Here is an 18,369-nt window from a genome sequence, read left to right as displayed (position 1 = left end):
GATGGCGGCTGAGTATCGGGTCAAGCCCTGGGTTTCAGTGCGTAGTCTGGCAATATGTGGGTTAGTTTTATGTGCTTTGGCTTGGGCTGGAAACGCTTTGATTGCCAGGGCAGTTGTAGGTGTTGTGCCACCCATTGCGCTGTCATTCTTGCGGTGGGTGCTGGCGCTGGTGTTGCTGCTGCCTTTCACCTGGCGCTCAATATGGCAGTATCGAAGCGTAATAATGCTGCATCGTTGGCGTTTGATGTTGCTGTCGTTATTGGGCGTTGCGCTGTTCAATAGTCTTTTGTACTTGGCTGCTGTCAGCACCACGGCTATCAATATCACGCTGGTTAATACCGGCTTGCCTGTGGCGGTATTGGTCTGGTCCGTACTTTTGCTGAAGGAGTGGCCAAGTGGCACCGTCTTGATTGGAACAGGTTTCTCATTTGTTGGTCTTCTGACTATCCTAATGCAGGGTGAATGGTCGCGAGTGCTGAATCTGGAATTCAACAATGGCGACCTAGTCATGAGCATGGCAGTGCTGGTATGGGGGCTCTATACGGTCCTGGTTCGATACTGGAAGCTGCCCTTGCCAGGATTGGTTCAGTTGGCCGTTATGATCGCCTGCGGAGTAGTGTTGTTAGCCCCGTTCTATGCCTGGGAGGTTATACAGGTGGGGAGCACCAAGTCGAGTTGGTCCGCCTTCGCAGCGATTAGCTATACAGCTGTGATTGCCTCTCTATTTGCTCACCAGGCCTGGACTGCCGGCATACGGGAGGTTGGGCCCGCGCTGGCATCCCTCTTCAGCTACCTAATTCCGCTGTTCACAGCGCTGCTCGCCGTATTTTTCCTGGGCGAGCAACTGCAAGTATTTCATTTGGTAGGCGGGTTACTGACTTTCGCCGGGCTGCTATTGGCTGTTCGTGCAAAATAGCTCAGTTGAGCTCATTGCGCCCGGTCATTTTTTTCAATAGAAAGAACAGTGCCACGCGCTCAGCTTGATTCAAGCCGCTGGCCGTGAGCTCTGAAATCTGCAGGGCCGAGGGCAGCATGCTCTGGTAAAGAGCTTCCCCCTTGTCTGTTATGTGCACGATAACCTTGCGTTTGTCGTCCATGGCTGTCTTCAGCTCCACCAGATGCCGCTTTTCGAGCCTGGTGATCAGGCCTCGAATAGTGCCCTGGTCTATGGAGGTGGCCCGCGTAAGCTCGGTTTGTGAGCTTGGGCCATTGTCATGCAGGGCGCAAAGCGTCACGAACTGGGTGCTGGTTAACTGAGGGTCGTAAGCGTTTTTTTGAAAAATTTCGGTATGCCTTTGATAGGCGCGGCGTAGCAGGTAACCGATCTGGGATGTGAAATCATAATCCATGTGTTCCTCGGTGGTGGGGGATGGCTCAGGGTTCGGCATTTTGCTTTCCTGTTAGTGGCTGCTCACCGCCGAATTTTCGCTCGGCGGCGATCTGCTTGGCTTGATCAACCTGCTATCTTACCCGCATTCACGACGGCTTTTCCGTCGATCAGGATGTCGCAGTTTCTGAGCGGGATATCCATGTGGCAGGGTGTCTTCCGCGAACCGCCGACTTCGGTATTGGGGCCGGTGGAAAACAGGAAATTACCCTCAAAGGCCCGTGCGTCCATGCACATGCCATCATTTTTATCGTAGAGCCCCATGGCTGTCCATTGTGCTCTCGGTTGCAATCCCCATCCGATATGAGAGATCCCATAAACCTCTGGATCATTGAAGTAGACCATGTACTCGCGCAGGTATTCAGCCTCGAACCCGCCATGTATGGATGTGATGAACCCTTTTTCTATTTCCAGCGTGATCCTTTCCCGGCAGTAGTTTTTGAATGGCAGCAGGATGTCTCCCACATCTAGGACCAGAACCCCTTCGGCCGACTCTTCGTTGGGCCAGGAAAAGAGGAATCCGCTTGGCCAGTGATCCCATCTTCCGGGTGCATCAGCGAATCCATATTCGGTTACGGTCGGATACTGGCCAAGTGACGCCCGAAAGTCGCTACCGGCTCCTGACTGGACGACGATGGATTTGGCTTCCGATAGCACTTTGGCGGCTGATTCAACGCGCTGCTTGTCCTGTAGCGTCGGTAGCATCCGGGCAAGCACCTCCGGCGGCTCTACTGCAAGGAGGATGCGCGTCCCCGTCTTCAGGATTTGCTCCTGTTCGGGCGAGTGCAAGAGCATCATTGTGTCAACAATCAGATCCGCTGCTTCAAGAGCCCGTTGGGCTGCCAGGTTCCCCGTCAGGGCGGTGTCACCGCAATAGGCTGTCATGTCATTGCCCATGGCTTTGGGGTGATTGAATGACGGTAATTCAACGATGTACGCGCTGGCGCCGAGTCGAAGGGCTGCATCCATAGCGGCTCGGACGGTTCTTTCATTGGAGTAATGGCTTTTTAGAATGGCGACGCTTTGCGAGGAATCGACCTTGGAGAGCGTGAGAACATCTTCAAACATACGGGTGAACTGACTGTCACTAACGGGCATGTAGTTTCTCCAGTGCGGCCCGCACCATTCTGGCGCAGGCAGTTGAGGTTATGATCTAAAATATAGCGCTCAGACTATATAATAGCAGCATTTTGCGCTCCTAATAAGCTTTTGCAAATCTCCTGCCAATCCTGTAATCAATAATAATTTGTTTATAATCAACGGCTTGATTGTTTCGTAGCGAGGTTAACGATTTTTTTGAGCATGGCTTTTTCTGACAATAAAAAGTGTGTACACTTCTAATTCACAGCGGTTAGGCGCATTTTTAGATAGGAGCGGGAGCGATGAAAGCTGATAAAGAGATCGCCATTATTGGCGCGGGTCTGGGCGGTGCCGCCATGGCAGCACTGCTGCAGCAGTCGGGATACGCTTGCACGGTGTATGAGCAGGCGCCGGGTTTTTCGCGGTTGGGCGCGGGTATCCATATTGGCCCAAATGTAATGAAAATATTTCGTCATCTGGGGATCGAAGAAAAGCTGATTTCAATGGCCTCCCTGCCTGACTACTGGTTCAGCCGTGATGGTTTTAGCGGCGACTACATGTCACGCATCAAGCTAGGGGAGTTTGCGCTTAAGGAGTATGGCGCGCCTTACATCACCATTCATCGAGGAGACCTGCATGACTTGCAAATGAGCGTGCTCAAGCCAGGCACTGTACAGTTTGGACGGCGACTGGCGGCGATCAACGATCGTGGTGATGACGTCGAGATGGTATTCAGCGATGGGCGGATTGAAACTGCCAGCATCGTCATTGGTGCTGACGGTATCAATTCTCAAGTCCGGCAAGCACTGCTGGGGCCTGAAGCGCCTTCGTACAGCGGGTGGGTCGGACACCGAGCACTCATCTCTGGCGATAGACTCCGTGATTTCGGTATTGATTTCGAGGCATGCGTAAAATGGTGGTCCGAGGACCGCCACATGATGGTCTATTACACAACGTCCCGCCAGGACGAGTACTACTTCGTGACCGGTGTGCCGCATCCGGAGCCAGACTTTGATGGCGCGTTCACAGAGAGCAGTCATGAGGAACTTTTCGAAGCATTCAAGGGCTACCACTCTACAGTCCAGGCTTTGATCGAGTGCTCTGAAAGCATCACCAAGTGGCCGTTCCGCAATCGCGCTCCTCTCCCGCTGTGGAGTAAAGGGCGCATGGTCATGCTTGGTGATGCCTGCCACCCGATGAAGCCCCATATGGCGCAAGGCGCTTGCATGGCAATTGAAGACGCGGCAATGCTGACGCGCTGTATGGTCGAGACCGGATTGACAGACTTTTCTTCTGCGTTCGAATTGTATGAGCTCAACCGTAAGGAGCGAGCTTCAAAAGTGCAGGCTATTTCCAACGCCAATACCTGGCTGCGCACGCAGGAAGATCCAGCGTGGCTCTTCGCCTATAACGCTCTCACAGTGCCTTTGACTAGCGGGGCCCAATAATGAGCTCCTTACTATATGGTGCACATGTCCAGGCCAACGGTATTAGGCAGCACTATCTGCGTTACGGGGGGAGTGGCGAGCCGCTGGTGATACTGCCAGGCATTACCAGTCCGGCCGTTACATGGGGCTTTGTGGGGGAAGTGCTTAGCCAGCATTTTGATGTTTATATTCTCGACGTGCGTGGGCGAGGGCTATCGTCATCTGGGCCGGACTTGGCGTACGACACCACTGCCTGTGCTGACGATGTCATCGCATTTGCCGAGTGCCTAGGATTGGAGCGGTTCCATTTGATGGGGCACTCCATGGGCGCAAGATTCGCCCTGAGAGCAAATACCAGAGGATTAGCCGCGCGGCTTGGCAGTGTTCTGCTGATCGATCCGCCGGTTTCTGGGCCAGGGCGTAGAGCCTATCCTAGTCAGCTTCCCTGGTATGTCGACTCGATCCGCTTGGCGCAGAGGGGCATGAGCGGGGAAGACATGAAAGCCTTTTGTCCAACCTGGAGCGATGAGCAGTTGCAACTTCGCGCGCAGTGGCTGCACACCTGTTATGAGCCGGCAATCATCCGTGCCTTCAACGATTTTCATAGCGTTGATATTCATCCGGACTTTGTGACGTTGCGTGCTCGTACGCTACTGATGACGGCAGGTCGGGGTGATGTCATCAATGCGGACGACATTGCCGAAATTCGTGTCATGAAGCCCTCTATTGAAGTGGTAACCCTAGCCGATGCCGGTCATATGATACCTTGGGACAATCTTGGGGGGTTCATTGCGGCGGTTGGCGATTTCCTGGGCGTAGCCATTCGTATTCAGCAACAGGACCCACAATCATGAGTAAAGCATTCCGTATTGGGCAAATAGTGCCCAGCTCCAATACCACCATGGAAACCGAGATTCCTGCAATGCTGACGGCAAGACAGTTGGTACGACCGGAGCGCTTTACTTTTCATTCCAGCAGAATGAGGATGAAGCACGTCCGTAAGGAAGAACTCGCGGCTATGGATATCCAATCTGATCGCTGCGCTCTTGAGCTGTCAGACGCACGCGTTGATGTGCTTGGATACGCCTGTCTCGTCGCGATTATGGCCACCGGATTGGGGTATCACCGCGAATCCGAAAGTCGTCTTCAAAGGATTACCGTGGGTAACGAGGGTAGTGCGCCCGTTGTGACCAGCGCTGGTGCCCTGGTTGACGCTCTCAAGGTGCTCAAGGCAAAAAGAATTGCGGTTGTTGCGCCCTACATGCTGCCTCTGACCGAGCTTGTGGTGGATTATCTGCGGAACGAAGGCTTCGAAGTGCCTAGTTGGCGCGCCTTGGAGATTTCAGACAATCTGGACGTCGGGCGCCATGACCCTGCGCTTCTCCCAGCTATCGTAGCCGAGATGGACCTGGCTGAGGTTGATGTTGTGGTGCTTTCGGCCTGCGTGCAAATGCCCTCTCTGCCGGCTGTTGCTGCGGTTGAAGCCATGACTGGCAAGCCGGTGGTAACCGCAGCCATTGCGACGACCTACGCCATGTTGAAGAAGCTGGAGCTTGAGGCCTTGGTGCCGGGTGCGGGCGCGTTGTTATCTGGAGCGTATTGAGGGGAGGGTGGATGAGCGTGGAACAGAGCCTGAAGGATAACTATAAAGGTGCCTGGGGAAGTCGTATAGGCTTTGGCTCAAGCAGTGCGCTGCTGGTCATTGACTTCATGAAAGGTTACACCGAACCAACCTCGCCTCTCTATGCCGAGGGCGTTGTATCCGCAGTGGTGCAGGCGGGTGAATTTCTTGCGGCGGTCAGAGCGCTGAAAATTCCAGTTATTCATACTAATATCATTTACAGCGCTCCAGACTGTGTTGACGGTGGAGTTTGGGTGAAGAAATCACCCGTCATGAAATTGATGGTGAAAGAAAACCCTCTCACCGAATTCTGTCCGGAAGTCCAACCCGCTACCAGCGAACAAATAATCACTAAGCAGTATGCAAGCGCTTTCTTCGGTACGAGCCTAGCGGCCCAACTGCACTCGATGGGGGTCGATACCATCATGCTGACGGGCTGCTCAACCAGCGGCTGTATTCGTGCAACGGCAGTAGATGGAGTTCAGCATGGCTTTCGGGTCATTGTGATTGGAGACTGCGTGGGGGATCGGCATGATGCTCCGCACCAGGCCAATTTGTTCGACATCGATAGCAAGTACGGGGACGTTGTAGCTTACCAGGACGCCCTGAAGGTGCTGCGGGAAAAGGTGTTGTCGGCATAGACGTATTTGCCCGCAACCGGCAATTTGTCGGGGTGCAAGTCGATGTGTTGCAAGGTGATATGGAGCAGGGTAAAGCACTCGAAGCAGGGCCATGCAGTATGGGGATCTAACATGGCCCTTTCGCTTGACAGCATGGCCTTTCAGCTGCGTCAATAGTCCACATCCATAGAGGTTGGCACGCTACGCTCAAACGCGTCAAAAGGGGTCTATGTTGAAAGAGATAAAAAGCGCGGCTAAAAAGCCGTCGCCGGATTCCGAGGCACGTGCGCCAGACCGTCCAAAGCGCAATCATCGTAACCCTGAGAAAGTGATAGCCGGAATTCTGGCGGCGGCCATCGACGAATTTTCGACCCACGGTTTTGCAGGCGCGCGCATCGATCGAATCAGTAAGAAAGCCAATACAGCTGATCGTATGCTTTACTACTATTTCGGTAATAAAGAAAGTCTTTATGAAGCAGTATTGGAAGAGGTTTACCGTAGATTGACTGAGGAGCAACGACGATTTGTAGCTCCTAAAAATGATCCGGTAGCGGCTCTTACCGCCATGATTGTCCAGATTTGGGATAACTATGTAAAACATCCTGAGTTTATAAGGTTGATTATGTCTGAAAACCTGCTTTATGGGCGCTTTATAAGGCAGTCTGCAACTATCAAGAACTCCTCCTCACCTCTAGTCGAAGTTTTGGATCAGATCTTGCAAGATGGTAAGGAGAAAGGCATTTTCCGCCGTAATGCCGATACTAGTATTACGCTTATGACTATCATGTCTTTGGGGTTCTTTTATATATCAAACCAGTACACTTATTCATTTTGGCTAATCAATGACATGACATCTACCCATAGAAGCGAAGTCTGGTTGGCTCACATCAAGTCGTTGGTATTGAACGACCTCCTCGTATGAGCGTTACTCCATGAAATTTGACGTGTTTTTGAGTTTACATAGCGGTGGGAACTCTTTAGAAGAGTGCCCCGGCTTCCTTGATTTTTGAACGGAAGTGAAAACAGCACGCCGTATTTGAAGCAATCGATAGAAAAGCATGCGTTTCTCGGAGCCGGCCTATCGCAGGCTCCTCTTGTTTAAGTATTTTCCCGCAGGAATAGATCGTATCCCTGGTATTTGAGACATCCACCGATGGCAGGCCTCTTGACTACTCAATCTTACGATCAGTTGACCACTACAATCTGACTCGAATGGCACTTACTTAAGCGCTAAGCACTTGAATTGAATTGAATTGAAATGGAAAGGCTGGCTCGGGGTGATATGGTGAGAGCGACCAAGCGATCACCCGACAACAACCCCGGAGCCAGCCTTCCATGCATCCTAGACGCCGAGCTGCCACTCATCAACACCGCCGCATCCGTCACAGCCAAAGGCATCGATTCGTACGGCTTTTTCAATTTTCTCACCGGGCCTTAGCTACTTGATACGGTGGAATCCCTGCTTCCCCGAGCATCGCGAAAGACTGTTCCCTTCGACGCAGACACTGTCCATGTGTCTGGCTCAAGCCATGAGCTCCCACGCCTCGTGTCAAAAGGTCGTGAACAATACGGCCGTTGAACGCCTGGTGTGCGGATTGAAAAGCTGCAGCACGCGCATATAGGAGCTAATTATCGAGCCCGACAGCGATTGCCCGTGGAAATGGTGTCCACTTTGTGCCGTCAGGCAGGCCGTATGATGACCAATGCGGCGCCCTTGGCCTGGCAATGGAAAGGCAGGCCGATACGCCTGGCCGATGGCACCATGATTTACCCAAACCGAAGCAAAAACCGAGATGGATGGGCCAGGAGCAGTACGATCAGGCACCGCCAAGCCTGACGGTGCGGGAGCTGTATTGCGGCGACAAGATCTTGGTAACGACCCTGTTGGACACCAACCAAACCCCAAAAGCCGAACTCAACAAGCTCTACCGCAGCCGCTCGCACGTGGAGCTGGACTACGCAATCTGAAGTGTACGCTGGGGGTAGACATCTTGAGCTGCAAGACCCCCGATATGGCTATCAAGGAGCTCTGGGTTTACCTGTTGGCACACAATCTGATCCGTCTATTTTCGCTATTCAGGCGTGGGGCGCCAGCATCTCTTCACTGAGCAGTTTCTCAGCCAGATAGTCGACCAGCGCGGCGATACGTGGCGCGAGCGCTTCCTGCTTGTAGAAAACAGCCCAGACCGGCTGCGTCCAGGGCAAAGCAGATGTTTCAAGGATCGGCAGCAAGCGCCCTTCTGCAAGATCGCCCCGAACCAGGAATGCTGAAAGGCAACTGATACCTGCGCCAGCCAGGGCTAGGTGGCGCAGCGTCTCGCCATTGGATGCTCTAACGGCTGGGGTGACGGGTAGTCCATCCCCTTTCGCATGGCGCAGCGGCCAGATATTCAGCGATGCCGGTGTGGTAAAGCCCAGTAGGCGGTGTTCCGCCAGATCAGCAACTTGCGCGGGCATGCCTCGTTCGGCGAGGTAGCTTGGTGCCGCCACCAATTGCAAACGACTGTTGCCCAGGCGGCGGGCATTAAGGGTGGAGTCCGTCAGCGGGCCCGCCCGTATGGCCAGATCGGCCCGCTCTTCGATCAGGTCTATCACCGTTTCACCACTGATCAGCTCCAGGCGTACCTGCGGATACCGCTCAAGGAATCCGGGAATCAGCGGAGCAATCAGGTGATCCAGAACCGGCGTGGCAGCATTGATTCGCACCAATCCCGACGGCTCGGCCAGGCGTGCCGCCAGTTGCTCCTCCGTGTCTTTCAAGTCGGCCAGAATCTGGCGGGCTCGCGCCAGCAGCCATTGACCTTCTTCTGTGAGGTCCTGACGTCGTGTGGTACGGGTCATCAAGGTCATGCCCAGCCGCGCTTCAAGCCGTGAAATGGTACGGCTGATGCCGGACGGGGTCTGCCCCAACTGGGCAGCCGCTGCGGAAAAGGAGCCGGTATCTATGACCGCAACAAAAGCAGTCAGCGCATCAAACGTCAACATTGTTGACTCCAAATCAAAAATAAAATGCAGAAATACGGGTTTTTGCGCACGAAGGCAAGGTGCAAGCTCCCCGCCATTATCGACTCATCCTGGAGAACACCATGCCACTTGCCCTCTGGGCGCTGACGCTCAGCGCTTTTGCTATAGGCACCACTGAATTCGTAATTGTGGGATTGATACCTACCATCGCCAATAGCTTGGCCGTATCGGTACCCTCTGCTGGGTTGCTGGTCAGTCTTTATGCCCTCGGTGTCGCGATAGGCGCACCGGTGCTCACCGCCCTGACCGGAAAAGTCCCCCGCAAAGTTCTGTTGCTTGGCCTAATGATGATTTTCACCCTCGGCAATATCATTGCCTGGCTATCAGCCAGTTATGAAGTGCTGATGGCGGCGAGGGTGCTGACTGGGCTGGCCCATGGCGTTTTCTTTTCGATTGGCTCGACGATCGCCACCAGCCTGGTGCCCAGAGAGAAAGCTGCCAGCGCGATCGCTATGATGTTCGGCGGATTGACAGTCGCGCTGGTTACCGGCGTGCCGCTGGGTACCTTTATAGGCCAGGTCTTTGGCTGGCAGGCGACCTTTCTGGCCGTCTCCCTGCTCGGAGTCGTGGCTATTATCGGTAGTCTGGTTCTGCTGCCGAATAATATTGCCAACAGTCCAGCTGCGTCGCTGCTGACTCAGTTATCTGTATTGAAAAAGCCCAGACTGCTGCTGGTCTATGCCGTTACCGCGCTTGGCTATGGCGGTACGTTTATCGCCTTTACCTATCTCGCCCCCATTCTGCAGGAAGTCTCTGGCTTCTCAGCCAGCAGCGTCGGACTGGTCATCCTGGTTTATGGTGTTTCAGTGGCATTCGGCAATATATGGGGTGGCAGACTGGCGGATGCCAAAGGCCCAGCCCGTGCGCTGCAGATCATCTTCGCTCTGTTGGCTCTGGTTCTGTTGATCTTTACCTTCACTGCCACCAACACCTGGATGGCGCTGGCAACGGTCTTGCTCTGGGGCGCAGTGGCCTTCGGAAACGTGCCCGGATTGCAGGTGTATGTTGTGCAGCGAGCCGAGCAAGAGGTGCCCGGCGCGGTGGACGTTGCCTCGGGGTTGAATATAGCGGCATTCAACCTTGGCATTGCCGGCGGGGCTTGGGCAGGAGGCTGGCTAGTCAGCCAGTTTGGCCTGCTGAGCACACCATGGATTGGCTCTCTTGTGGTGCTGGCTGCGCTGGGCTTGATCACATGGTCGGACTGGCTGGACCGTCGGGAAGCAGCCCATATGCTTCGCGTGATTGCGCCGTCTCCGCATGGACAACCCGGACTTGATCAATTTGGATAGCACCTCGGTGGCCAGGCGTGAGTTTCTCGTGACGGCGGGCGACCTAGCCCGTAGCCGGCGCCCCAGCCAATGCCCGATACACGTTTACCATCGCCAACACCATCGCTGTCTGGCTCTGTACCAGGTTGTCGCGCATTGCGGTGAGTTCCTGCTCGGCAGCCAGCAGTTCGAAGTAGCCGATAAAGCCCTGGTCATAACGGTCACGCGCCTGCTCTACCGCCTGGGTGGCGGCGTCAGTGGCGCTTTGCAGCAATGCCGCACGTGCGTGCGATTGCTGATAGCGCAGCAGCCAGGTTTCCGTTTCTTCCAATGCCAACAGGACAGTCTGTCGATAGTCCGCCAGCAACTCGGCGGACTGGGCATCCGCAGCATCAATGCGCGCCTGCACCAGGGCTCGATCGAGGAAAGTCCAGTCGATGCCCAAGGTTACGCGCCCGGTCCGTGCGCCGGCGGTAAACAGGTCCGAGCCATTTCCCGAGAGTGAACCCAGCAAACCACCCAAGGTAAAGCGCGGGAACAGATCGGCACTGGCGACGCCAATTCGCGCGCTGGCTGCTGCCAGGCGCCGTTCAGCCGCTTGAATATCTGGACGCCGACGCAGTACATCTCCAGGGCTGCCCGCCGCAATCGCTGGACGGCTGTCCGGTAGATGAGCGGGTAACTGAAGCAGAGCGACCAACGCGGTGGGCGGTTGACCGGTCAGCACACCGATGCGGTGCATGGTTGCACCTATCTCGGCTTTCAATTGTGGAATCATTGCCCGGGTCGCATCCAGCTGGGCACGTGCCCGCACCTGATCGAACAGGGTGCCGCGGCCGGCGTCCAATCGTGCGCCAACAATATCCAGCGACGCCTGTTGCAAGCTGACGTTCTGCTCGGCCACCCGCAGTTGCTGTTGTAGGCCGCGCAGCTGAAAATAGCTGCTGGCCAGTTGGCCGGCCAGCGCTACCTGAAGGGTCTGCCGGTCCGCACCCGCGGCCTGCAATTCTGCTTCGCTGGCCTCGGTGGCGCGGCGTAAGCGGCCAAACAGATCCAGCTCCCAGCTAAGCGCCACACTGGCCTGGTATAACTCCACGCGTTCCTGATCAGGGCGCGTGCGTTCGACCTCCGCCAGGCGTTGGCCGGTAACACCGCCGCCCGCTGTCACACTGGGCAATTGATCGCGACGCGAGCCGCGCAGCAGCGCTTCAGCCGCCTGATAGCGTGCCAACGCCGCCTGCAAGCTCTGGCTCTCGGCCATGGTCTGCTCGATCAGACTCGCCAGCAGGGGATCTTCAAAGCCTTGCCAGAACCGCTCCTCGTTATTGGCGATAGGCGCACCTGAATCTTGCGCGGGCGTTTGATCATGGGCGAACTGCTGCAGCGGCACAGGCTCCGGTGGTTGGTAATCCGGGCCTACTGCGCAGGCACTCAGCAGTGCTGCCATTGAAAAGATACTTGCCAGCTTACTCATGTGCCTGTGCTCCCAGTTCTGTTGCAAGTTCTACTCTCGAATCGTCTTCAGACTGCTCTGCCTTGTCTTCGAAACGCTTGGCCAGGGTTCTCAGGGCGACGTAGAAAACCGGCGTTAGCAGCAAGCCGAACAGGGTCACGCCGATCATCCCGGTAAACACCGTAATACCCATGGCATTACGTACCTCGGCACCCGCGCCGGTGGCCAGCACCAGCGGCACGACACCGGCGATAAAGGCCACCGAGGTCATGATGATCGGGCGCAGCCGCATGCGGCTGGCTTCCAGCGCAGCGCTGACGGTGTCACGGCCTTGCAGTTCCAGCTCCCGGGCGAACTCGACGATGAGGATGGCGTTCTTGCACGCCAGGCCCATCAGCACCACCAGGCCGACCTGCACGAAGATGTTGTTATCGCCGCCGACCATCGACACGCCGAACAACGCAGCGAGTAAACACATGGGTACGATCAGGATCACTGCCAGCGGCATCACCCAACTTTCATACAGTGCCGCGAGCACCAAGAACACGAGCAGCAGGGCCAGCGGAAACACCACCATCGCGGCACTGCCCTGGGTAATCTGCTGAAAGCTCAGGTCAGTCCATTCCAGCGTCATGCCGGCTGGCAATACCTCATCGGCCACGCCCATGACGGCGGTCAGGCTCTGCGCCGAAGACAGCAGGGTAGGGTCGGACTGGCCAATCAGGTCCGCCGCGGGATAGCCGTTGTAGCGGATCACCGGGTCCGGCCCGAAACTCTCGCGCAGCGTGACCATGGTATTGAGCGGCACCATCTCGTTGTTGGCGTTGCGCGTATAAAGATGGTCGATGTCGCTGGGGTCATCCCGGAACTGCGCATCCGCCTGCGCCATGACCCGATAGGTGCGGCCAAACAGATTGAAGTCGTTGATGTACTGCGAGCCGAAATACAACTGCAGGCTGCCGAACAGATCATCCAGCTGTACGCCCTGCGCCTTGGCCTGCCTACGGTCCACGTCCGCATCCAGCTGCGGCACATTGGCCTGGTAGGAGCTGAACGGGTAGAACATGCCGGGCGTTTCACTCAGCGCCAGAGCCAGACCGTTGGTGGCATCCTGCAATTCGCCATAGCCGGCGCCGCGACGATCCTGGATATACAGCGAATACCCCGAGCCTGCTCCCAGACCAAACACGGGTGGCGGCATGAAGGTAACGGCGAAGCCTTCGTTGATGCCGCCCAGCTTGGCGTTGATCTCGTCGGAGATTTCCTGGGCGGTGCGGTCGCGGTCAGCAAAGTCATCGAACACCATGAACACCGTACCCACGTTCGGTGTATTGGTGCCCTGCAACGCATTGAAGCCGACAAAGGCCAGCGCGTCAGACACGCCCTCGGTGTCCAGCGCCAGCTCACTGACCCGCCGGGCAACGGCTTCGGTACGGTCCAGCGAGGCGCCTTCGGGCAAACGAATGCTGCCGATCAGGTAGGTCTTGTCTTGCGTTGGAATGAAGCCGCCGGGGACCTGGGTGAACATGAAGGCGGTCCCGCCCAGCAGCAACAGATACACCCCGAACACTAATCCGCGACGACTCAGGCTACGACCCACCAGGGATTCATAGCGCTGCGCGTTGCGCAGGAAAAAGCGGTTGAATGGCCGGAAGATCCAGCCACACAGGCGATCAATAATGCGCGCTGGCAGATCCGGCGGTGCTCCATGGGGTTTTAGCAGAGCTGCCGCGAGCGCGGGCGACAAGGTCAATGAGTTGATCGCTGAAATCACCGTGGCGATAGCGATGGTCATGGCGAACTGGCGATAGAACTGGCCGGTGATACCATCCAGAAAGGCCATCGGCACGAATACCGCACAGAGCACCAGACTGATGGCCACGATCGGCCCGCTGACTTCGCGCATCGCCTGATGTGCAGCGGCCAGGGGCGCCAAGCCTTCTTCGATATTACGCTCTACGTTCTCCACCACCACGATGGCGTCGTCCACCACGATGCCAATCGCCAGCACCATGGCGAACAGGGTCAGGGTATTGATCGAAAAGCCCATCAGCAGCAAGACCCCAAAGGTACCGACGATAGACACAGGCACCGCGAGCAGGGGGATCAAGGACGCGCGCCAGGTCTGCAGGAACAGGATCACTACCAGCACCACCAGCGCGACGGCTTCGAGCAGGGTCATAATCACGGCTTTGATGGAGGTACTGACGAACACGGTCGGATCGTAAGCCACCTCCCAGCTCAGGCCTTCTGGAAAATCGCCTTCCAGCTCGGCCATTTTTGCTCGCACCGCAGCCGACACGTCCAGAGAGTTGGAGCCGGGCGCCTGAAAGATCGGTAGCGCCACTGCCTGACGGTTATTGAGCAGCGCCCGCAACGCATCCTGCGAAGCAGCCAATTCGATCCGGGCCACGTCCTTGAGCAACGTCACCTCACCCTGCGCACCAATTTTCAGAACGGTATTTTCGAATTCTTCGACTGATTCCAGACGGCCCTGGGCGTTTATCGAAATCAGCATGTCCGAGCCATTCGGCATGGGCGGGGCGCCGATCTGACCGGCCGACACCTGAATGTTCTGTTCACGTACTGCCGCGCTGATATCGCCCGCCGTGATTCCCAGCGCGGCGGCGCGCTGCGGGTCGATCCACAGGCGCATCGCGTAGTCACCAGAGCCAAACAGACCGGCCTGGCCTACACCGGGGATGCGCGCCAGCTCGTCACGGATATGCAGGACCGCGTAGTTGCGTATATAGGTGGCGTCCAGGCTGTCATCCGGTGATGTCAGGTGCACCGCCATCATCAGATTGGGCGACTGCTTCTGCGTTGTCACGCCGAGCTGGCGTACATCCTCGGGCAGCCGCGGTAGCGCCTGGGATACCCGATTCTGTACCTGCACCTGGGCCTGATCCGGGTCGGTGCCCAGGGCGAAGGTCACGGTTAACGCCAGGCTGCCGTCACTGCCAGCAACCGATTTCATGTAAATCATGTCCTCGACGCCGTTGATGGCTTCTTCCAGCGGCGTGGCTACGGTCTCGGAAATGGTCTTGGGGTTGGCGCCTGGATAGCTGGCGCTGACCAGCACGCTGGGCGGCACCACCTCCGGGTACTCGCTGACCGGCAGCAGTGGAATGCTGATCAGCCCGACCACAAAGATGATGATGGACAACACCGAAGCGAAGATCGGTCTGTCTACGAAGAAACGCGAAAAATTCACGGCAGCAGCCTCCCGGAACGCGTCTGGAAGACGCGCCCGTAACAGTCAGATAAAAGAAAGAAAACTAAACGGAGCGCTAAAGCCTCACGGCGCTGTCGCGACAACTATCGGTGCCGGGGTACGACGCATATCCACCAGCTGCGGCACCACTTGAATACCGGGAGCGGCTATTTTCTGCAGGCCATTGACCACAACGCGATCACCGGCGGACAGGCCTGCGGTAATCACTAGCAGGCCGTCTACCCGCCGTCCGGTCTCGACGATCCGGCGCTCGGTACGGTTGTCCGCATCGAGCAGGTAAACGTAACGGCGATCCTGATCGGTCAGCACCGCCTTCTGGTCGACCAGCAGCGCGGCATCGGCAGCAGCTACCGGCATTTCCACCCGGGCAAACTGACCGGGGCGCAGGGCTCCGTTCGGATTGGCGACCCGGGCGCGGTACTGCAGCGTGCCGGTACGGCTGTTGTAGTGGTTGTCGATGAAGTCCAGCTGCCCCGTATAGGGAAACTCCTGTCCTCCCGCTAGCCCGACACGCACCGGTACCGACTCGCCAAAGGGATTGTCCTGGACGGTATGCTGATCACTTTCGAAATACACATAGAGCGGATCGACCGATACCAGCGTCGAAAGCAAGGTGCTGTCAGCGCTGGCTAAATTGCCGCGCGTTACTTCGGCGCGGCCGATACGCCCACTGACCGGCGCCTTCACCTGGGTATATTCCAGATCCAGCTGCGCGCTTTGCAGTGCCGCAGCCGCTGCATTGACCGTTGCCTGGGCCATGGTCTTTGCCGCATTGCGCTGCTCGAATTCCTCGCGAGAAATTGCCCGGCGCTCCCATAGCTGTTCGGAACGAGCCGCCTCGCTGCTCGCCAGCGTCAACTGACTGCGCATGCGTGCCAGTTCTGCCTGTGCCAGTTGCTCACGCGCTTCATAGGGGCGCGGATCTATGACGAAAAGCACGTCGCCTTCAGTGACTAGCTCGCCTTCCTCAAAGTTGACCTGATCGATATACCCGCTGACCCGCGGCCGCAGCTCCACAGTCTGTGGTGCCTCGACCCGGCCACTGAAAGCGCCCCAAAGAGTGACTTGCTCGGCCTTGACCTCGGCTACCTCGACTTCAGGCGGTGGGGGCGTTGCATTATCCTGAGCTTGGCCCTGGGCGTCGCAGCCGGCCAGGGCGACCAATAACAGAGCGACGAGCAACGCCACTCTGGCCTTATTGAAGGTGATTGCGTGCATAGTCTATTCTCGCTTCCCGTCAGGGGTCACTGGTCTGAGTCTGGCGCAGGGCGCCTTGGTAGTGACGAACGATAAGGCCAGTACTGGTGCGACGGGTAGCGGGTTACTGCCGCATGATTGCCTGATTCTATTTTCGGTGGCGTCCCACCCTACGGGGTTCACGCTCGGCCAATTTGTCTAAACTGTGCCAAGCCGCCTTCGGAGCGCTTTAATCGCAGAGGCTTGAGGGATCCTGCAGGATCGTTGCCTATTCCTGCAAAGCATCGGCGTCGGTCTTATGCCTTGTCCGATCCTGTATATACTGCCTGCAGTCTCTGGAGGTCCGCCATGCTCAACGTTGCCCATTCAACCCCTGCACTCGACCCGATACAGCCACCCGCCGAACCCATGTCCCGGCAATTAGCCGATCTGGTCTCAGCCAGAATCACAACCGACGGCATCCACAAAACCACCATTCCAGGCCTGGATCTGTTTCGCACCGATGCGCCTTCCGGTTGCGTGTCCACCGTGTATGAACCCTCGTTGTGTGTTATTGCCCAGGGCCGCAAGATAGTCGAGCTGGGCGACCGGGAAATTGTCTATGGCGCGCTCAGCTACATGGTTTCCAGCGTCGATCTGCCGGTCAAGGGGCGAGTAGTAGACGCCTCTCCAGAACATCCCTACCTGGCGGTAAAGATCAGCATTGATCCGGCGGAAGTGGCCGATCTGGTGCTGCAGCTAGGCGAGGCCGAGGCGGGCGGAGAGCCGACTGACTGCCCGTATTCCGCCTGCGGCCTGTGCGTCGCCCAGGTTGATATGGGTATTCTCGATGCCATGACCCGACTGGTGCAGCTACTCGACTCGCCAACCGATGCGCGGGTACTGGCGCCCTTGATCCAGCGCGAGATCATCTACCGCGCGCTGGTCGGTGAGATGGGCGCGCGTATGCGCGAGTTCGTCTCGGCTGATAGCCAGTCACACCGCATTTCACGGGTGATCGCGGTGCTCAAGAGCCGCTTCGCCGAGCCCCTGCGGGTGCGGGAGCTTGCCGAGAATGTGAACATGAGCGAATCGGCCTTGTACCACAGCTTCAAACAGGTCACGCGCATGTCGCCGGTACAGTTTCAAAAGAAGCTGCGCCTGCACGAAGCGCGGCGGTTGATGCTAAGCGAGGGTCTGGAAGCCGCCACTGCAAGCTATCGGGTCGGCTACGAAAGTCCGTCACACTTCAGCCGCGAATACAGCCGTATGTTCGGCGCACCGCCGCGCGCAGACGTCATCAAACTGCGCGGTGAAACGCGGGTGGGCATGCTTGCGTGATTCCTCTCTACGGATTTATTGCGAGTAATTGAGAAGGAGGAAATCGGGTCAGATTACGCATTTCCACCAGGATGGAGAGTCCAGAATGAAGTTATTGTTGGTGGGGGCAAGCGGGCTGGTTGGCAGCCATGTGCTGCGACGCGCGTTGGCCGATGAGCGTATCAGCGCGGTGGTGGCACCTTCCCGTCGTTCGCTGAATGAACATCCGAAGCTCTCCGCGCCCGTGATTGATTTTGAGCACTTGCCGGCAGACGCCGCCTGGTGGAAGGCCGATGGGGTGATATGTGCCCTCGGCACCACCATGAAACTGGCCGGGTCCCGGGAAGCATTCAGGCGTGTAGACCACGACTATCCCCTGGCAGTGGCGAAACGCGCACAACAGCACGGCACGCCGACCTATGTTCTCAACTCTGCGGTGGGTGCCGATGCGGGATCACGATTGTTCTATAACCGGGTCAAGGGGGAGCTGGAGCAGGATCTGGCCGGTTGTGGATTCTCTTCGCTCACCTTCGTGAGACCTGGCTTGATCAGCGGCCCCCGTCAGGAGGTTCGGCCAGGGGAGCGCGCGGCGGAAAGGGTGCTGAAAGCCATTGGTCCTGTTCTGCCACGCCGTATGCGCGTTATCCCGGCGGATAATATCGCCCGCGCCTTACTCGAGGCGGCTATTGCTTCGCGGCCGGGCGTGCATGTTGTCAGATCAGAAACGCTGGTTTGAGCGCTACTCTCAGCAACCCAGT

The 18,369-nt window shown here is 57.1% G+C and carries 15 protein-coding genes and 1 pseudogene; 10 read left to right on the top strand and 6 right to left on the bottom strand.

Annotated features, from left to right (window positions below; genetic code table 11):
- The first annotated feature begins 1 nt into the window (after position 1).
- A complete protein-coding gene (locus tag FZE95_RS13070) occupies positions 2–916 on the top strand; it encodes a DMT family transporter (protein ID WP_150301309.1) in 915 nt (304 codons plus the stop codon).
- Position 917: 1 nt separating this feature from the next.
- On the opposite strand, the gene FZE95_RS13065 is transcribed toward FZE95_RS13070, so the two are convergent.
- Both FZE95_RS13065 and FZE95_RS13060 read right to left on the bottom strand, forming a co-directional pair.
- A complete protein-coding gene (locus FZE95_RS13065; protein WP_150301308.1) occupies positions 918–1,388 on the bottom strand; it encodes a MarR family winged helix-turn-helix transcriptional regulator in 471 nt (156 codons plus the stop codon).
- A 65-nt stretch (positions 1,389–1,453) separates the two neighbouring features.
- Positions 1,454–2,485 (bottom strand): 2,5-dihydroxypyridine 5,6-dioxygenase, encoded by a 1,032-nt coding sequence (locus tag FZE95_RS13060; protein WP_150301307.1) that lies wholly within the window; start codon positions 2,483–2,485, stop codon positions 1,454–1,456.
- Between the two features lie 284 nt (positions 2,486–2,769).
- On the opposite strand from FZE95_RS13060, the gene FZE95_RS13055 reads away from it, so the two are divergent.
- The 6 genes and pseudogenes from FZE95_RS13055 to FZE95_RS20205 form a co-directional block, all read left to right on the top strand.
- Positions 2,770–3,915 (top strand): FAD-dependent monooxygenase, encoded by a 1,146-nt coding sequence (locus tag FZE95_RS13055; RefSeq protein ID WP_150301306.1) that lies wholly within the window; start codon positions 2,770–2,772, stop codon positions 3,913–3,915.
- Positions 3,915–4,748 (top strand): alpha/beta fold hydrolase, encoded by an 834-nt coding sequence (locus FZE95_RS13050; RefSeq protein ID WP_150301305.1) that lies wholly within the window; start codon positions 3,915–3,917, stop codon positions 4,746–4,748. The genes FZE95_RS13055 and FZE95_RS13050 overlap by 1 nt, the downstream gene beginning before the upstream one ends.
- Complete coding sequence (locus tag FZE95_RS13045) at positions 4,745–5,497, top strand: maleate cis-trans isomerase family protein (protein ID WP_150301304.1); 753 nt, start codon at positions 4,745–4,747, stop codon at positions 5,495–5,497. Before FZE95_RS13050 ends, FZE95_RS13045 begins: the two co-directional genes overlap by 4 nt.
- Before the next feature lie 11 nt (positions 5,498–5,508).
- Entirely contained in the window at positions 5,509–6,156 is a 648-nt protein-coding gene (locus FZE95_RS13040) for an N-carbamoylsarcosine amidohydrolase (RefSeq protein ID WP_150301303.1), read from the top strand.
- Between the two features lie 208 nt (positions 6,157–6,364).
- On the top strand, positions 6,365–7,057 hold the full coding sequence (locus FZE95_RS13035) for a TetR/AcrR family transcriptional regulator (protein ID WP_150301302.1): 693 nt from the start codon (positions 6,365–6,367) through the stop codon (positions 7,055–7,057).
- A 699-nt stretch (positions 7,058–7,756) separates the two neighbouring features.
- Positions 7,757–8,201, top strand: a pseudogene (locus tag FZE95_RS20205) (transposase); the annotation flags it as partial.
- 10 nt (positions 8,202–8,211) lie between these two features.
- Here FZE95_RS20205 and FZE95_RS13030 read toward each other — a convergent pair.
- On the bottom strand, positions 8,212–9,120 hold the full coding sequence (locus FZE95_RS13030) for a LysR family transcriptional regulator (protein ID WP_150301301.1): 909 nt from the start codon (positions 9,118–9,120) through the stop codon (positions 8,212–8,214).
- A 101-nt stretch (positions 9,121–9,221) separates the two neighbouring features.
- Here FZE95_RS13030 and FZE95_RS13025 point away from each other — a divergent pair, with 101 nt between their 5' ends.
- On the top strand, positions 9,222–10,448 hold the full coding sequence (locus FZE95_RS13025) for an MFS transporter (RefSeq protein ID WP_150301300.1): 1,227 nt from the start codon (positions 9,222–9,224) through the stop codon (positions 10,446–10,448).
- Positions 10,449–10,491: 43 nt separating this feature from the next.
- On the opposite strand, the gene FZE95_RS13020 is transcribed toward FZE95_RS13025, so the two are convergent.
- The 3 genes from FZE95_RS13020 to FZE95_RS13010 form a co-directional block, all read right to left on the bottom strand.
- The gene (locus FZE95_RS13020; protein WP_150301299.1) at positions 10,492–11,901 is read right to left on the bottom strand and encodes an efflux transporter outer membrane subunit; all 1,410 of its coding nucleotides are present in this window, start codon (positions 11,899–11,901) and stop codon (positions 10,492–10,494) included.
- Positions 11,894–15,094: an efflux RND transporter permease subunit gene (locus FZE95_RS13015; RefSeq protein WP_150301298.1), complete on the bottom strand. Its 3,201-nt coding sequence runs from the start codon at positions 15,092–15,094 to the stop codon at positions 11,894–11,896. Before FZE95_RS13015 ends, FZE95_RS13020 begins: the two co-directional genes overlap by 8 nt.
- 84 nt (positions 15,095–15,178) lie before the next feature.
- Entirely contained in the window at positions 15,179–16,333 is a 1,155-nt protein-coding gene (locus FZE95_RS13010) for an efflux RND transporter periplasmic adaptor subunit (RefSeq protein ID WP_150301297.1), read from the bottom strand.
- 327 nt (positions 16,334–16,660) lie between these two features.
- Here FZE95_RS13010 and FZE95_RS13005 point away from each other — a divergent pair, with 327 nt between their 5' ends.
- Both FZE95_RS13005 and FZE95_RS13000 read left to right on the top strand, forming a co-directional pair.
- Entirely contained in the window at positions 16,661–17,632 is a 972-nt protein-coding gene (locus FZE95_RS13005; RefSeq protein WP_150301296.1) for an AraC family transcriptional regulator, read from the top strand.
- An 85-nt stretch (positions 17,633–17,717) separates the two neighbouring features.
- Positions 17,718–18,347, top strand: coding sequence for an NAD(P)H-binding protein (locus FZE95_RS13000; protein ID WP_150301295.1), 630 nt, complete (start codon positions 17,718–17,720; stop codon positions 18,345–18,347).
- Positions 18,348–18,369: the final 22 nt, after the last annotated feature.

It is taken from the genome of Pseudomonas profundi (genome assembly GCF_008638305.1).
In the GTDB taxonomy this organism is placed as follows: Bacteria; Pseudomonadota; Gammaproteobacteria; order Pseudomonadales; family Pseudomonadaceae; genus Halopseudomonas; species Halopseudomonas profundi.
The sequence above is the reverse complement of the archived record's forward strand: the minus strand, read 5'-3'. Positions and strand labels throughout refer to the sequence as shown.

What these genes read in the sequence shown, in the direction of transcription:
- FZE95_RS13010 (WP_150301297.1), bottom strand. Translation starts at nt 16,333, where the DNA reads ATGCACGCAATCACCTTCAATAAGGCCAGAGTGGCGTTGCTCGTCGCT.
- FZE95_RS13065 (WP_150301308.1), bottom strand. Translation starts at nt 1,388, where the DNA reads ATGCCGAACCCTGAGCCATCCCCCACCACCGAGGAACACATGGATTAT.
- FZE95_RS13055 (WP_150301306.1), top strand. Translation starts at nt 2,770, where the DNA reads ATGAAAGCTGATAAAGAGATCGCCATTATTGGCGCGGGTCTGGGCGGT.
- FZE95_RS13000 (WP_150301295.1), top strand. Translation starts at nt 17,718, where the DNA reads ATGAAGTTATTGTTGGTGGGGGCAAGCGGGCTGGTTGGCAGCCATGTG.
- FZE95_RS13030 (WP_150301301.1), bottom strand. Translation starts at nt 9,120, where the DNA reads ATGTTGACGTTTGATGCGCTGACTGCTTTTGTTGCGGTCATAGATACC.
- FZE95_RS13040 (WP_150301303.1), top strand. Translation starts at nt 5,509, where the DNA reads ATGAGCGTGGAACAGAGCCTGAAGGATAACTATAAAGGTGCCTGGGGA.
- FZE95_RS13045 (WP_150301304.1), top strand. Translation starts at nt 4,745, where the DNA reads ATGAGTAAAGCATTCCGTATTGGGCAAATAGTGCCCAGCTCCAATACC.
- FZE95_RS13025 (WP_150301300.1), top strand. Translation starts at nt 9,222, where the DNA reads ATGCCACTTGCCCTCTGGGCGCTGACGCTCAGCGCTTTTGCTATAGGC.
- FZE95_RS13060 (WP_150301307.1), bottom strand. Translation starts at nt 2,485, where the DNA reads ATGCCCGTTAGTGACAGTCAGTTCACCCGTATGTTTGAAGATGTTCTC.
- FZE95_RS13070 (WP_150301309.1), top strand. Translation starts at nt 2, where the DNA reads ATGGCGGCTGAGTATCGGGTCAAGCCCTGGGTTTCAGTGCGTAGTCTG.
- FZE95_RS13050 (WP_150301305.1), top strand. Translation starts at nt 3,915, where the DNA reads ATGAGCTCCTTACTATATGGTGCACATGTCCAGGCCAACGGTATTAGG.
- FZE95_RS13020 (WP_150301299.1), bottom strand. Translation starts at nt 11,901, where the DNA reads ATGAGTAAGCTGGCAAGTATCTTTTCAATGGCAGCACTGCTGAGTGCC.
- FZE95_RS13035 (WP_150301302.1), top strand. Translation starts at nt 6,365, where the DNA reads ATGTTGAAAGAGATAAAAAGCGCGGCTAAAAAGCCGTCGCCGGATTCC.
- FZE95_RS13005 (WP_150301296.1), top strand. Translation starts at nt 16,661, where the DNA reads ATGCTCAACGTTGCCCATTCAACCCCTGCACTCGACCCGATACAGCCA.